The sequence below is a fragment of the Bradyrhizobium sp. F1.13.3 genome, from assembly GCF_040548265.1.
In the GTDB taxonomy this organism is placed as follows: domain Bacteria; phylum Pseudomonadota; class Alphaproteobacteria; order Rhizobiales; family Xanthobacteraceae; genus Bradyrhizobium.
The window spans coordinates 243,792-258,735 of sequence record NZ_JBEPRI010000008.1; the positions used below are offsets into that span (position 1 = coordinate 243,792).

Genomic DNA, 14,944 nt, shown 5'->3' on the forward strand with positions numbered 1-14,944 from the left:
AAAAACGAGGACACAAACATGCCGAATGGCGCCAAAACTTCCGAGAGCCCCAACATCCTGCTCATCCTCAACGACGACATGGGCTTTTCGGACATTGGCTGTTACGGCGGCGAGATCCAGACGCCGAACCTCGATCGTCTTGCGGCGAACGGGCTGCGTTACTCTCAGTTCTACAACACCGCGCGCTGCAGCCCGTCTCGCGCCTCGCTGCTGACCGGCCTGCATCCGCACCAGACCGGGATCGGCATCCTCACCTACAGCAACGGTCCGGAAGGCTATGCCGGCAATCTGAACAAGAGTTGCGTGACGATCGCCGAAGCGCTCAAGAGCAGGAATTATACGAGCTATCTCAGCGGCAAGTGGCATATCGCCAGCAGCCTCACCGAGCCGACCGACGCCTGGCCGATGCAGCGCGGCTTCGACCATTTCTATGGCACCATCATCGGTGCCGGCAGCTTCTATCACCCGAATACGCTAACCCGCGGCAACGACAATATCGAACACGAGCCGGTTAAGGACCCGTCGTTCTTCTATACGGATGCGATCAGCGACCAGGCGGCCACCTTCATCCGTCAGCACAGGGCGGAAAAGCCCGGCGCGCCGTTCTTCCAGTACGTCGCCTATACCGCCCCGCACTGGCCGCTCCACGCCCATGACGAGGACATAGCAAAATACAAGGGCCGCTTCGACGCCGGCTGGGACAAGCTACGCGAGGAGCGCCTCAAGCGCCTCGTGGAGGACGGCATCATCCATCCGAACTGGCGCCTCACCGATCGTGATCCGACCCAGCCCGCGTGGACCGACGCCGAGCAGCGCGAATGGACGCTGCGCTGCATGGAGGTGTACGCGGCCCAGATCGACCGGATGGACCAGGGCATCGGGCGTATCCTGAAGGCGCTGGAAGAAACCGGCCAGATGGACAACACGCTGATCATCTTCCTCTCGGACAACGGCGCCTGCGCCGAGGACATTCCGGAAGGCGTCACTGCGAAGGAGCTGGTCGACCAGCTCATGATCGCGCAGGCAAAGACCCGCGACGGCAGGCCGGTGCGCTTCGGCAACGATCCAAGCCTTATGCCCGGCGGCGAGGACACTTACCAGAGCTACGGCACCGCCTGGGCCAATCTCTCCAACACCCCGTTCCGGCTCTACAAGCACTGGGTTCACGAGGGCGGTATCGCCACGCCGTTCATTGTGCACTGGCCGCGCGGCATCTCCGAAAAGGGCGGCCTGCGGCACAATCCAAGCCAGCTCACCGACGTGATGGCGACCATTCTTGACGTCACCGGTGCCACCTACCCCAGTGAATACAACGGCAACACTATTTTGCCCTGCGAGGGCGAGAGCCTGGTGCCATCATTCGGGGCAGCTTATGGCAATCGGGGCCCGCTGTTCTGGGAGCACGAAGGCAATGCGGCTGTGCGCACCGGCAAGTGGAAGCTGGTGCGGAAATATCCTGGCCCTTGGGAACTCTACGACATGGAAACCGACCGCACCGAGATGAACGATCTGGCCGCGCAACATCCGGATCGCGTCCGCGAGTTGACGGCGCAGTATCAGCAATGGGCCAATCGTTGCGGCGTGATCCCGCGCGAGAAGATTCTCGAATTGATGAAGGCGGAAGGCGGCACGGCCTTCTGGGAAGAAGAGAAGCAGAAATAACTCATGACCGGGGATCGTTCACATTGCTGCACCCGAGGCGACGCCGGCAAGGAGTCGGCGCCGTCCAGCGAGGCGCAAGGAGCTATCCCCCCTGGTCCGACGATGATCCAGCGCCGCTGGAGCTCATTGCTCGGTGGCACCTTCCACATGGGTTCGGCCGACAAAAGGTTTGTCGAAGATGGCGAGGGCCCGGTGCGGCCGGTCACCTTGTCGCCGTTCGCCATCGCCTGTCATGCCGTGAGCAATCTGCAGTTCGGCGACTTCGTCCGCGCTACGGGCTATACGACCGAGGCCGAACGCTACGGCTGGAGTTTTGTCTTTGAAGGCTTGTTGCCGGAAGAGACGCGCACCGTCCAATTGACACGCGTTCAGGAGACACCATGGTGGCTTGCGGTGCTGCGCGCATATTGGGCACAGCCAGAGGGACCGGCGAGCAGCATTCTCGACCGGCTCGACCACCCCGTCGTCCACGTCTCCTGGAACGACGCACAGGCTTACTGCGCATGGTCAGGGACGCGGCTGCCGACCGAAGCGGAATGGGAGATGGCCGCGCGCGGCGGGTTGGACCAGGCCGCCTATCCCTGGGGCAACCAGCTGCAGCCCGACGGCGAGCATCGCTGCAACATCTGGCAGGGCAACTTTCCCGACCGCAATACCATGGATGATAGCTATTTTGGTACAGCGCCCGTTCATGCATTCGCCCCAAACGGATACGGTCTGCAAAATGTGGCCGGAAACGTCTGGGAATGGTGCGAGGACTATTTTTCGCCGAGCTATCACCGCCTCACCACATCTAACGATCCCTTGAACCGCGAACCGGCTCCGAACCGTTCGATGCGCGGCGGATCCTTCCTCTGCCAGGAATCCTACTGCAACCGCTACCGCGTCGCGGCGCGAAGCTCCAATACGCCCAACTCCTCGTCGAGCAATATCGGCTTCCGCGTCGTGCGTACCGAGCCGTTGCGGGATCCGGCGTAGTTATGGTGTCGGCACCTCATCCTGCGAAGCTGGCCGGTACGCCCGGCGTCCGCCTGCTGCCGTTGTTCCTGCGCAATTTCGTGCGCAATCGCGAGACTGGCCTCGTGCTGGTCGCCATCGTCGTCGGACTGCTCGGCGGCGTGCTCGTGGCCGCGATCTCGAGCCTCAGCCAGGTCTCTCACGCACTGCTGTTCGACATTCCTGTCGACGCACATCTCAGCGCCACCGGCGTGATTTCGTGGCAGCGAACACTGCTGATCCCGATGCTCGGCGGCTTGGTGCTGGCGCTGATCGGGCTCTACTTCGCCCGACGCGTAAAGGGCCAGCAGCTCGCCGACGCGATTGAGGCGAATGCGCTCTATGGCGGCCGGCTGTCGTTTCGCGGCAGCCTCCTGATTTCGATGCAGACGCTGCTCTCAAACGGTTTCGGTGGATCAGTCGGACTGGAGGCGGGATACACCCAGATCTGCGCGATGTTCGGCTCTCATGTCGGGCAGCGCCTCGCCGCACGACGTAACGACATGCGGCTCCTGGTCGCCTGCGGCGCCGCGGGTGCGATCAGCGCTGCGTTTTCTGCACCTCTGGCCGGCGCCTTCTACGCCTTCGAGGTCGTGCTGGGCATGTACACTTCCGCGGCACTTGTTCCCGTCACCGCTAGCGCCGTTACTGCGTGGCTGGTCGCGCGGCAATTGACGCACCAGTCGTTCCTGATGGTGCCCGGCTTCCCCTCACCGGTGTCCGTCGAGATGATCGGGCAAACCGTGCTGATCGGCGTCATCTGCGCCTTCGTCAGCATTATCGTCATGCTCGCAGTCGCATTCTCGGAACGGTGCTTTCAGCGCATCACGGTATTCAAGGGATTCGTACGGCCGATCCTCGGAGGCCTGCTGCTCGGCGGTCTTGCCCTGCTGACGCCGACCGTGCTGGGCGCCGGCCATGGCGCGATGCAGATCCTTCTCGTCAGCAATCCGACCTGGCTCCTGCTCACCACGACTATCGTATTCAAGATTCTTGCCTCAGCCATCTCGCTCGGCTCGGGCTTCCGTGGCGGTCTGTTCTTCGCTTCACTACTGCTCGGCGCGCTGATCGGGCAGCTCTACAGCATCGTGCTGACCGGCCTTCTTCCTACGCTCGCCCTGCAACCGGGCACCGCTGCCATTGCCGCGCTGGCTGCGCTGGGCACCGGCGTGCTGGGCGCGCCGTTCAGCATGGTCTGTCTCGCGCTTGAAATCACCGGCGACTTCTCCGTCACGGTTGGCGCGGTGGTCGCATCATCGGTCTGCGCGCTCATTGTCCGCGAGCTTTTCGGCTACAGCTTTGCGACGTGGCGCTTCCATTTGAGGGGCGAGGTCATCCGTGGCCCGCAAGACATCGGCTGGGCCAGACAAATGAGCGCGGCGTCCCTGATGCGCACGGACTTCGAGAACGCCCCGACGACGATGCCGATCGGCAAGGCGCAAAGGCTGTTTTCGCCGGCGCTGGTCCGGCAGGTCGTGCTGCTCGATCCCAACGACGCTTATGCCGGCATCGTTCCGGCCGCGACGCTGCATTCGGTCGCCAACCGGGACGACGAGCCGCTCGGATCGCTGGCGCAGCAACAGGATGAATGCCTGCTTCCGACTACGTCCGTTCGTGAGATCCTGAAAGCCTTCGAACGCAGCGAGGCAGACGTCCTAGCAGTCGTTGACCGCGGCGACAGTCGCACAGCGATCGGAACGCTAAGCGAATCCCACGTGCTGCGCACCTATGGCGAAGAACTCGAGCGTCGGAACCAGGAATTGTTTTCCCGGTAGACGGTCAAAGTCCAGGTTTGAGCATGACCTGGCCGGAAAGCCGCATCGCGCTTTTACGGCCGCAAGTCCATGTCGATACGCACGAAATCGCCGCGATAGGTGACCTCGCCGAGATAGATCACTGTACGGTCGCTGGTTGTGAAGACACGACGGACTTCGGCCACGGGCGAGTTGAGGGGCACGCGAAGCAGCCGCGCCGCCTCGAGATCCGCGGTACCGATCGTAAGCGTCTGACGGGCGCTGGCGATCGCGGGATCCCTGAGATCGTTGAGGATCGGGATCACGGTCTCGTTGCGAAAGCGCTTTGGCGACCTGCGAAAGATCTTCTCGTCGAGATAGATGGAAATGACGCAGTAAGGCTGCTTCTGGCGTGAGTGCAGGCGGCGCATAAAGACGTATTTCTCGGCCGGCTTGCCGTCTTCGGGAAGCAGCGGCGCATCACTGCGGCTTTCCGAGATGTTGATGATCTCCGGCGAGGTGTCGCGGTACATGTCCGCAAGGTCCGACAGCGTAGTCTCGACCTTGAGCCAGCGATCCTGCCGCAAAGAGCCCGTGACAAACGTGCCGCGTCCCTGCTGGGCCCCGATGACGCCGTCGCGGGCAAGCAGCTCGACCGCCTGACGGATCGTGACGCGCGACACCCCGAACTCGGCCGCAAGCTCCTCATTGGCTGGCAGGCGAAAGCCGCGGGTCCAGGTGCCGCGCGCAATCCGCTGGCGGAAGATGTCGGCAATCTGCGCGTATTTGGGGACGTGACTGTCGGAATTCAATTCCATCTCGCCTCCAGAAGATAATGAACCGATCAGGCCATGACAAGAGCTGCACCGCGCTCGCCGATCATCAGGCTGGTCGCGTTGGTGTTGGCCGAAGTGATCTGCGGCATCACCGAGGCGTCGATCACGCGGAGCCGCTCGACGCCGCGCACGCGCAGCTGCGGATCGAGCACCGCTCGCTCATCACGGCCCATGCGGCAGGTCCCGACACAGTGGAACACGGTACCACCCGTGTTGCGCGCGAAATCCCACAGCCCATCGTTCCTTGCTGCGTCTCCCGGCACCACCTCGACGTCCCACAGCGGACGAAACGCCTTCTGTTGATAGATCTCGCGCAGGATCTTCAGGCCCGCAACCATGGTCTTGCGATCGGTCTGCTCGGCGAAATAGTTGGGCGCGATCCGCGGCTGCTCGAACGGATCGGTCGAACTGATCGCAAGCCGGCCGCGCGACTTTCCGTGGCATTGCCAGACCGAAGCAGTAAATCCGGAATAGGTGTGAAGGGGCTCACCGGGCTTGTCGACCGAAAGTGGCATCACGTTAAACTGCACGTCTGGCCTGCCGCCGACCGCGTATTCGGTGCAGGCTGCGCCGCCCACCTGCCCTGCGCCGACCGTCAACGGGCCGCTGCCTGCCAGCATCCACTGCAGGCCCATCTTCGCAAGCTCGACCGGATTTCGGACCTGATCGTTGAGCGAGATCCGCTCCTTCAGGCGGACGATCAGCCGGGCTTGATAGTGGTCCTGAAGATTTGCGCCGACTTCCGAAGCATCGGCAACGACGGTGATGCCGAGCTTGCGCAGTAGATCAGCCGGACCCACGCCGGAAAGCTGAAGGATCTGCGGCGACTGCAGCGCCCCGCCTGACAAAATGACCTCGCGATCCGCTGTCGCGCGGTGCACTTGTCCCTTGCTGATCCATTCGACGCCGGTCGCGACGCGCCCGTTGAAAACGACCTTGCTGACATGCGCATGGGTAACGATGGAGAGGTTTCGACGGCCCGCAATCGGTTGCAGAAACGCAGAGGCGGAGCTGGTCCGCCAGTGACGCCCGATGCCGAGCTGGTAGGTGCCGACGCCGAGCGTGGTTGCGCCGTTGAAGTCCGGATTGCGTGGCAGGCCAAACTGCGCGCCTGCCTCGACCCACGCCCTGGATGCCGGATTGTCATTGCGGAGATCGGAGACCTCGAACTCGCCGAGGCCGCCGTGAAACTGGCTCTCGCCGCCGCGGTAGCGTTCGTAGCGCCGGAAATACGGCAGGACGTCACGATAGCTCCAGCCATCGGCGCCAAGGCGTTCCCAGTCGTCGAAATCCTCGTGCTGGCCGCGGATGAAGATCAGCCCGTTAATCGACGAGGATCCGCCGAGCACACGGCCGCGCGGCCAGACGATGGAACGGCCGCCGCTGCCTTCCGACGGTTCGGTCCTGAACAGGCGCGAGAAACGTTCGTTGTAGATGGTCCGATAGTACCCGACCGGAAGCCTGAGCCAAAAATTCCGGTCCGATCCACCGGCTTCCAGCAGCAGCACGCGGCAGGCGGGATCGGCTGACAACCGGTTTGCGACCACGCAGCCGGCGGAGCCCGCGCCGACGATAATGTAATCGTAGCCCTGGGGTGACATCACGCGGTCCGGTACTGTTCGATCGACGCAAGATCAGGCGTGAGCCCAAGACCTGGCGCGTCGCTGAGTTCGATCGCACCCTCCCGGACATCAAGCACGGGGCCACAGAAGCGATCGCGCAGCGGGTTCTCATTGCAATCGACTTCCAGCAGCCCGTCGCCGCCGATGCCGGCCAGAAGATGGGCCGATGCGAGAAGTCCGATGCCGGCACCAAGATAATGCGGACAAAACATCTTGCCTGACTGCAGGATATCGCGGGCGATGCCCGCGCACGCCGAGAGTCCACCCCATTTCGCGATGTCCGGCTGGACCACGCCGAGAACCGGCTCATCCAGCACCTCGGCAAATCCGGCGTGGCTGGCGATGTTCTCGCCCGCCGCGAGCGGAAAGCTGATTAACTGGCGGAGCTGCTTCCACTCCTGCCACGGGCGGTCGGCGCGGATCGGCTCCTCGAGCCAGCCAAGGTCGAACGCCTCCAGCTGCGGAGCAAGCTCAAGCGCCTGCGCGATGGTCCAGCCCTGGTTAACGTCAGCGGCGAGCAGGCCTTTGCCAACAAGCCGCCGCAGGGCCGCCAGATTGGCACGGTCGGCCACCGGATCGAAACCTATCTTCAGCTTCAAAGCGCGGTAGCCACGCGCGAGGGATGCCTCTGCGGCTCGCTCTGACCCTGCGGGATTGATGCCGCTGGCATATACCTTGATCCTGTTCCGGGATCCGCCGAGCAGTTTCCACAGCGCAACGTTCTGGCGGCGCGCGTGGAGATCCCAGATAGCAAGATCGATGCCGGCGATAGCCTGCGCGAACGGACCCGCTTCGCCGGATTGTAGCGCGAGCACCGAGGTTCCCTGCGTCAGGCGCTCGAAAGCGGCTGATGGGTCTTGCGCACTAAATCCGATAAGGGCTGGCGCGAGAACCTCGTTGACCAGCCGAACACGGTGCTCGGCGCCCGGCGCCGGAAAATTGCACCACACCTCGCCCCAACCCACGTAACCGTCCGTATCATGGACGCAAACGAAAACGGCAGGCCGATCCGCCATCCGCCCAAACGAGGTGATGACGTGTGTCGTCAACGGATAGCGATAGCCGAAAGCCTGGACGCTGCGAATGGTGAAAGGCGACGATGTCATGCTCAGAAGGCCTGCGACGCCTATGACCAAAGGCGCTCTTGTATGGTCATCCTATTTATAATATGACCATGGAAATATCAACCGCTATCCGGGTGGACGCGTCGAATGAACGGAGCTGGCGTAAGACGCTTTGGTCTCGGATTGATTCCGTGGATCGGTGCAATCCTGCTCTGGTACGCGGTCCGATGGAGCGGCTTCGTCAACGTCTCGCTGATCCCCGCCCCGCACCAGGTCGCCGCCAAGTTCTTCGAGCTTCTCACGAAGGAAGGCCTCCTCGTCGACATCTTCGCCTCGACCAGACGCGTCTTCTTCGGCGTCGCGCTCGGGATTCTTGCAGCGGTGCCCGTTGGCTTCCTGCTCGGCTGGTATCGCCCGGCCCGCACCTTCGCCGACCCGATGATCAACTTTTTCCGCGCGCTGCCACCAATCGCGCTGATCCCGCTGGTGATTGTCTATTTCGGCGTGGACGAGGTCGCAAAACTGGTCATCCTGTTCTACGCCTCATTCTTCTCCGGCGTGATCGTGATGTATGAAGGCGTCTCGCAGATCACGCCCCTCTACATCCGCGTAGCGCAGACGCTCGGCGCCACTCAGGCGGAAATCTTCCGCAAGGTCATCATTCCCCTCACCGTCCCGCATATTCTCACCGCACTGCGGGTCGCATTGGGCGTGGCCTGGGCAACTCTCGTCGCGTCCGAGCTGATCGCGGCCCAGCGCGGACTTGGTGCGATGATCCAGAATGCCTCCACCTATTTCCTGCTCGATGTCATTTATGTCGGCATCATCTGTATCGGCCTGATCGCTCTGCTCATGGACATGATCCTGCGCAAGATCACGGCGCGGTTGCTGGTGTGGCAGGATCGGGTCATCGCATGAAGAAGCGTGCGCAGTTCGAAAATGTTTCGTTGTCATTCGAAACTCCGAGGGGCCGCCTCAACGTCGTCGAGGACGTAAGCTACGACATCAACGATGGGGATTTCATCGCGGTGATCGGCCCCTCCGGCTGTGGCAAGACCACGATGATGAGCATGCTCGCGGGTTTCCAGAGGCCGACGACCGGCAATGTGCTGTTCGACGGACGTCCCGTCGCGGGCCCCGGGCCCGAGCGCGGCGTCATCTTTCAGGAATATGGCGTCTTCCCGTGGCTGACCGTGAAGCAGAACATAGCTTTCGGCCTGAAGCTCAGCGCCAACCGCGTCCCGGCCGGTGAGCGCGATGCCATCTGCGATCACTATCTCGGCCTGATGGGATTGTCCGACTTCGCCAGCTCCTATCCGAAGCATTTATCCGGCGGCATGCGTCAGCGGCTCGCGATCGCGCGTGCCTATGCCGTCAAGCCGCAGTTCCTGCTGATGGATGAGCCGTTCGGCGCGCTCGATGCCCAGACCCGATCCAACATGCAGAACCTACTGCTGAAAGTGCTCGAGACCGAAGGCAAGACTGTCTTGCTAATCACCCACTCCGTGGAAGAGGCTATCTACCTCGCCTCCCGCATCGTGGTGGTGACCGCACGGCCGGCACGGATCAGGCAGATCATCGACGTGCCGTTCGCCTATCCGCGCGACGAATCAATCCAGGAGCGAGCCGAATTCGGGGAGCTGCGAAGCTACATCAGGCGACTGGTGATGGATGAGTATCGCGCCCAGCAGGCGCAAATGCGTCCGGCATCGTTCGCGGAATAACAAACAAAACGGAGGATACCATGGACCGCAGACAATTTCTGACCACGACGGCGGGCCTTGCGCTCGGCACCTTCACGGCCTCAGCACCGGCGATCGCGCAAGCGAAAACGAAAGTCCGCGTCGGCTATCTGCACACCGTCGCGGTCGACGGCCAGATCTGGACCGGCATGGATCGCGGTTCCTTTGAAAGGCAGGGCCTCGATCTCGAGCTGCGACAGTTCAACACCGGCCTCGAGATCTTCCAGGCGCTGATCGGCGGCAGCCTCGACGTACTGGCCACGGGCGCCGTGCTCTCGAACTTCCCTGCCCGGGGGCAGGGCAAGGTGTTCCTGATCAACGACATTGAGGTCGCGACCGCACAGCTCTGGGTTCGCGGCGACCAGGGCATCAAGTCGTTTGAGGACCTGAAGGGCAAGCGGATCGCGACCGCGACCGGTACCACCGCGCATGTGTTCCTGGATACCGCGCTTCGCGCCAACAAGGTCGATCCGAAGGAGGTCGAACTCGTCAACCAGACCATGCCAGCGGCCGTGACCGCCTTTATCTCGGGCGCGGTACCGGCCGTCGCTCTTTGGGTACCCTTCAACGTCACGGTTCGGGACAAGGTGCCAGGGGCGGTCAAGCTCGCCGATGCGTCAGCCTACTATCCAAAGGCCGCTATCATCGGCGGCTGGGCGGCGGCCAACGATTATTACGAGCCAAACAAGGAAACGCTGGCGAAGCTGATCCGTGGCTGGGCGGATGCGAATGACTACATTGTCGCGAACAGCACCGAAGCGATGGAGAAGCTGCAGAAGGGTCACTATAGCCAAACCCCGCTGGCCGACATCAACGAATCGTTCAAGGCCCAGAAGATGTTCACGTCCAGGGAGTGGAAGCGAATGTACTCAGACGGGACGGTCACCAACTGGCTGCAGCAGTCGACAGATTTCTTCATGGCCAACGCAGGCATCAAGGACTCCACGCCGGCAACCAAATATTTCGATCCCAGTCTGTATCTAAAAACAATCGTGTGATCTGATCGCGGAAGCTGGCGGCTCCCTTGCAAGGAGCCTTAGCACCCGCGCTCTCTTCATGTTGAAGAGGCTTTCGTTTCGAAAGCTGATCAGTCGATGATATGGGTCCCGTTTAGTTGAAGCGTACTGGCGGCGAACCGCCTCCGTTTGCATGACACTGAGCGATCCTGCGGCTTCATTGGCCCTGCTCATCACTGTAGGACCGCTGTTGCCCTGTTTCGGCTGTCTCGTTCGAGGCCAAGCAACGCTGCGCCCGCTCGATCTGGAAGTACAAGAACTAGTCATTCGACGGCTACATAGTCGCCATCTAGCTTCTGCGGCCGTTCTGCTTAACTCAGGCGAAGTTGATCCGAAACACAGCCGGGGCGCTTCTCGCCGAGGATGCGCCACCCGGATTTTGTCGAATATCAACTGCCGCTGACTGATAAGGTTTGCCGACAATCTTTATCAGTCTAGAACCGTCTCCAATTCGGATCGTTACAAGCAAGCCGACTGATGCCGCGTCCTTAAATTGTCATCAGATGAGGCGCCACCTTCCGCCGCTGCGCTCGTCTTCAGGAGCGGATGGCGTCAATCGCGTGAGCTATTAGAACCGCAACGCTTGCCGCGATTATGATCACTAACAACCAACTGATCACGTCCGTCTCCATCAACATTATGGAGTGAACGCGCTCAAACGCGCACAGTCAAAAACAAGTCGCCGAAAAGCTTAATTTCAGCGATGGGCTGAGGACTCGAGGCAACTCTTGCGTCCGCAGTCGGTCCTATCGGCGAGATGCCAGTAGCCGGGTCTCACAGACCCACCATGATGGGTCTCGGTGCAGCTCCCCTCTCGCTTGGCAGCAATAGAAGCAGAATTGTTCCGTCCTCGGAACAGAATGCCCGCCAGGTCGATTTCGGTTCCGCCGAAATTGTGTTTGCAAAAGAGACAAAGTTGGGGCAGAATTTTTGCTACCGGGGCTGGCTGCATATTTCACTTGGTATTTTTGACCCGGCTTCATTTGACGACGCGTGGGCCGCAGCGATTTAACCTCCCGCTGCGGCCTTCGCCGCACGGCAGGCCAGCGTGAACCGGCGAGCGCCCCTCAAGGTACGCCCTGTCGTTGGCGCCTCAGAGTCGGAGGACTGTGAGAACGGCTCAAGCATCTCCAGCCGCAGCTTTCCCGTCTGCTCCGCTGATTGAGCTTCGCAGGAGCGGCTCGCCCTGGGCATTAGCCATTGGGACAGTGGCCCCGAATCGATGCCGATTGCACGAAAGGGGCGGAATCCGCATTATGGTTTTGCTGGGCGAAGCGGATCTACCGTGGCTCTGAAGAACCCCGACGCTATTGCGGCAGTCGTGACTGCGCTGCGGCTTACTTGCGGCGACGAAACGGCACGAGCCATGCTGGTCGGCGGCATGAGCCTGGCCGCGCTGATAGAGGCGATGTTCTCCGCCTCGGTTGAGCGACGCGATGCCGTTCGATACGTTGCGTCTGCCTTGGACGACTTCGCCATCTCGCCGGAACCCGGCCCCGTCTGGCACCTTCGCTACGTTTACGAAAGTCATGGCTCGTTTCGCGTCGTCGATATGGAGATTGCGACGCCAACAGGCACACTGTCCAGTAAAGACGTCTGGCTTCGTCTGCCCCTCTAGCTACCTCGCCACCTCTGCGATGTGGCCGGTGCTGTCGACGATTAGCGAGCGCGCGGTGCCTTCCTTGACGGCCTTGTAGGTCTTTATCTTTCCGGCTGGTAGTTCCTGGATGTGTGAATAGCCGGCAGCGCGAATCTTGGCGATGATCTCCTCCGACGTCAGGCTGAGCGCGGACGAGGATCCCCAGACCAGTACGAGGGCAGCCATTACGAACGATCGCAGCACTTGCCCTCCTTGCGCGCACGCCGTCATCGGGTTGACTCCTTATCCTAGCCGCCGACCGGCCCCGACAACGTCTCCAGTCCCGCCTCTATTGCCGCGATGTCCTGCTCGATTTGCGCAATCGACAACCTGCAGTCAAAGCCCACCCAGGCCTTCAGGTCTCCGGCAAGTCGCCGGCGATGGATCCTCAGCTCTTCAAGCGACTGGCGGTCTTTCACTCTTGCGTAGCCATCCACAATCAACTCAATCGCACTCGACATGACGCTACTCCACAAAAACATTCTGATTTAATCGAATAAAGCTTAGTGCAAGCCGCCCGTTCGGCGCAACTTGTGTGCTGGCTTTGTACAAAATGGCCCCTCCGCCGGCTTACGCTTCAGCCAATGGGGCGGCTGGGGAACAACAAGAGCCAGAGAGCCCCTCGAATGTCCAACCAGGCCGTCGTCAAAATCGGTCAAGATCATTGACGGGTTGGCATTGCACTCAGCGTCCAACGGCAAATTCTTCGGAAACGGTTGAGCACAGGGTTTTAGTTTCTTCTAGCTTTTCCCGAACGGGGGCGTCAAACTTGCGTCCATTGAGAACGTAATTTTTTCAGGGACATTGCGATGGGAAAACCTGCCGTTTCCCGTGATGCCTTCCGGGGACTATTCGCTTTCTATGCGGCGAAGGCTCATCACGACCACAAGCCCGAGGCCGAACATTCCCTTTTGCGGATGTTCGGATCTGCGGACGATATACCCGATGCTTTGCTGCAGCAGTGGTCGGACAGAGCTGAGCTGCTCGGCTCCGAAACCGTTGGCCGCGTAATGGATCCACACGTCCGTCAAATCACGAACGGCAATGCACAATACGACCATGCCAGCGACTTTCTCCACACGCTGCTGAGAGACCTCGGGCGGAAAATGCAGTGATCGAACCGCCACGCCATTGGCGCTTATCAGACGCATAGACTTCGCAGCTTGTTTCCGGCGTTTTCGAACGACTTGGACTTCATAAAAGACCTTCTGGCCTTCAGCCAAGCCCGATGAACCGGCGCGCTGCACTGCGCTAGGCTCTACCGCCGTCATCGGGTTGGATGAAGCCGACCCACGCCCATTAAACCACTGCAGTGTGTCCGCTGCCAGCTAGGTGTGATCGCAAAGGCCGTGTGAAATAGTTCACAGATTGGGAAAGAAAAGCTCGCTACCATGGAGAGAGCGGCGGAGATGCTCCGGCCTGCTGTTGCCCGGTCGTCTGCCCATCCGGCTTGATGATGAATTGTTTGTTGTCTCGGTAGCGGAAAAGGCGGCGACGATGATTGACGACGATTTGGTCCGGGCACATCGCAACAATATTCAACGCTATCACCTCTTATTGCATACCACTCTGACGGACTTCGAACGGCAGTATGTCGAAAGACGTCTGAGCGAGGAGCAATCGAAGCTGGATAGGCTAAAGACTCGTGCCCAAGCAAAGCGAGACGGCCAAGCGGCTACAGATCACGCAGGGTAGGACACCCGATGGAGCACACGGCTTGCTGTTAAGGGCTGCGGCAGAAAGGCTTGTGCGAGCAGCTGCGCAGCTTCAGCATTCCGAGCGGAGACAACTAGCCGAAGCACGGCAGCACCACCTAAACACTTGCACTCGCCCTTCGGTTGCGGTTGGATCGTCTTTTTAGGATTTGATCCAATGGCAATTCAATTGCTTGTGGCGAAGGTTCTCAGGGACGAGCTATCTTTAAGGGGCATGCAATCATTAAGCGTTGAAGATTCCGAGGCGATTGCTGCTCGCATCTTCGAGCGGATCACTGAGCTCGAGCTGGAACTTGCCGCCCGGGGGTTCAACATCCCCGCGAGCGGCGATGATAGACCAACGTGACGAGCCGAGCGTCATGTCCGTTTACGATCCGCTATTGAGGGAGCTGGTGCGCACAAGGGCGCAAACTATTCGGCTCACGTTCTCGGAAATCGAGGGAATTCTTGGGAGGCCGTTACCGCCGTCAGCTTACAAGTTCAGTGCCTGGTGGGGAAATGAGAGTTCGCGCAAAGCTGGGCACACGCAGGCGATGGCGTGGCTGCAGGCAGGCTTCACGGCCAGAGTTTCACTGAAACAGCGGGCAGTGGAATTCCATCGAGCCTAAAGGCTTGTACGTCGCGCCACCTTAGTGTTGCGAGCTTTCCCGCGCGTCCCGGCAGCGTCAGTCCACGGAGAATCAATCCGAACGCGGCGGCCTGTTCTACCCTCTCCTCGCGGTCCTCGGCTCTTCGGCCCTTCTCCTCCAAGGCTGCGTCGATGAAAAGGAGGTCCAGAATTGCATTCTTTGAGACAAAATAGCTACCATTGGAACGCCCCAGTGCTTGGGTTATCGCTCAAGCCGAATAGCGGCCTACTGGGCAGACGACGAAGAGGTTCACCGTACTGCCGATTTCAAGTGCCAAATCGATCAGGGCA

At 60.8% G+C, this 14,944-nt stretch carries 16 protein-coding genes; 10 read left to right on the forward strand and 6 right to left on the reverse strand.

All coding sequences use genetic code 11. The features are described from left to right. The first annotated feature begins 18 nt into the window (after positions 1-18). Genes ABIB66_RS22860 through ABIB66_RS22870 form a run of 3 tightly spaced genes read left to right on the forward strand, consistent with a single transcriptional unit; the run spans position 19 to position 4,433 of the window. Entirely contained in the window at positions 19-1,662 is a 1,644-nt protein-coding gene (locus ABIB66_RS22860; RefSeq protein ID WP_354208841.1) for an arylsulfatase, read from the forward strand. Between the two features lie 3 nt (positions 1,663-1,665). Further along, complete coding sequence (locus ABIB66_RS22865) at positions 1,666-2,640, forward strand: formylglycine-generating enzyme family protein (RefSeq protein ID WP_354255761.1); 975 nt, start codon at positions 1,666-1,668, stop codon at positions 2,638-2,640. A gap of 2 nt (positions 2,641-2,642) precedes the next feature. Beyond that, positions 2,643-4,433 (forward strand): chloride channel protein, encoded by a 1,791-nt coding sequence (locus ABIB66_RS22870; protein WP_354208843.1) that lies wholly within the window; start codon positions 2,643-2,645, stop codon positions 4,431-4,433. 53 nt (positions 4,434-4,486) lie between these two features. On the opposite strand, the gene ABIB66_RS22875 is transcribed toward ABIB66_RS22870, so the two are convergent. From ABIB66_RS22875 to ABIB66_RS22885, 3 genes are read right to left on the reverse strand one after another with little or no spacing between them, the layout of a single operon-like run. Continuing rightward, positions 4,487-5,209, reverse strand: coding sequence for a GntR family transcriptional regulator (locus tag ABIB66_RS22875; protein ID WP_129276088.1), 723 nt, complete (start codon positions 5,207-5,209; stop codon positions 4,487-4,489). 26 nt (positions 5,210-5,235) lie between these two features. Further along, positions 5,236-6,828 carry a GMC family oxidoreductase gene (locus ABIB66_RS22880; protein ID WP_354208844.1) on the reverse strand — a complete coding sequence of 531 codons (1,593 nt, stop codon included), beginning with the start codon at positions 6,826-6,828 and terminating at the stop codon, positions 5,236-5,238. Continuing rightward, complete coding sequence (locus ABIB66_RS22885; protein ID WP_354208845.1) at positions 6,828-7,955, reverse strand: mandelate racemase/muconate lactonizing enzyme family protein; 1,128 nt, start codon at positions 7,953-7,955, stop codon at positions 6,828-6,830. Before ABIB66_RS22885 ends, ABIB66_RS22880 begins: the two co-directional genes overlap by 1 nt. 105 nt (positions 7,956-8,060) lie before the next feature. On the opposite strand from ABIB66_RS22885, the gene ABIB66_RS22890 reads away from it, so the two are divergent. The 5 genes from ABIB66_RS22890 (at position 8,061) to ABIB66_RS22910 (ending at position 12,289) form a co-directional block, all read left to right on the forward strand. Continuing rightward, positions 8,061-8,831 (forward strand): ABC transporter permease, encoded by a 771-nt coding sequence (locus ABIB66_RS22890; protein WP_354208846.1) that lies wholly within the window; start codon positions 8,061-8,063, stop codon positions 8,829-8,831. Continuing rightward, positions 8,828-9,637 (forward strand): ABC transporter ATP-binding protein, encoded by an 810-nt coding sequence (locus ABIB66_RS22895; RefSeq protein ID WP_354208847.1) that lies wholly within the window; start codon positions 8,828-8,830, stop codon positions 9,635-9,637. Before ABIB66_RS22890 ends, ABIB66_RS22895 begins: the two co-directional genes overlap by 4 nt. Positions 9,638-9,657: 20 nt before the next feature. Then, the gene (locus ABIB66_RS22900; protein WP_129276093.1) at positions 9,658-10,653 is read left to right on the forward strand and encodes an ABC transporter substrate-binding protein; all 996 of its coding nucleotides are present in this window, start codon (positions 9,658-9,660) and stop codon (positions 10,651-10,653) included. Between the two features lie 805 nt (positions 10,654-11,458). Continuing rightward, positions 11,459-11,683, forward strand: a complete 225-nt coding sequence (locus tag ABIB66_RS22905; protein ID WP_129276094.1) for a hypothetical protein — start codon at positions 11,459-11,461, stop codon at positions 11,681-11,683. A 273-nt stretch (positions 11,684-11,956) separates the two neighbouring features. Continuing rightward, positions 11,957-12,289, forward strand: a complete 333-nt coding sequence (locus tag ABIB66_RS22910) for a hypothetical protein (RefSeq protein ID WP_354255764.1) — start codon at positions 11,957-11,959, stop codon at positions 12,287-12,289. On the opposite strand, the gene ABIB66_RS22915 is transcribed toward ABIB66_RS22910, so the two are convergent. From ABIB66_RS22915 to ABIB66_RS22925, 3 genes are all read right to left on the reverse strand, one after another. Continuing rightward, a complete protein-coding gene (locus ABIB66_RS22915) occupies positions 12,290-12,496 on the reverse strand; it encodes a hypothetical protein (RefSeq protein ID WP_354208849.1) in 207 nt (68 codons plus the stop codon). A gap of 62 nt (positions 12,497-12,558) precedes the next feature. After that, positions 12,559-12,771 carry a hypothetical protein gene (locus ABIB66_RS22920; protein WP_129276097.1) on the reverse strand — a complete coding sequence of 71 codons (213 nt, stop codon included), beginning with the start codon at positions 12,769-12,771 and terminating at the stop codon, positions 12,559-12,561. 387 nt (positions 12,772-13,158) lie between these two features. Further along, positions 13,159-13,557 (reverse strand): hypothetical protein, encoded by a 399-nt coding sequence (locus tag ABIB66_RS22925; RefSeq protein WP_354208850.1) that lies wholly within the window; start codon positions 13,555-13,557, stop codon positions 13,159-13,161. 625 nt (positions 13,558-14,182) lie between these two features. Here ABIB66_RS22925 and ABIB66_RS22930 point away from each other — a divergent pair. Continuing rightward, entirely contained in the window at positions 14,183-14,371 is a 189-nt protein-coding gene (locus ABIB66_RS22930; protein WP_247289126.1) for a hypothetical protein, read from the forward strand. A 13-nt stretch (positions 14,372-14,384) separates the two neighbouring features. Further along, a complete protein-coding gene (locus ABIB66_RS43635; protein ID WP_502917395.1) occupies positions 14,385-14,633 on the forward strand; it encodes a DUF7662 domain-containing protein in 249 nt (82 codons plus the stop codon). The last annotated feature ends 311 nt before the right edge of the window (positions 14,634-14,944 follow it).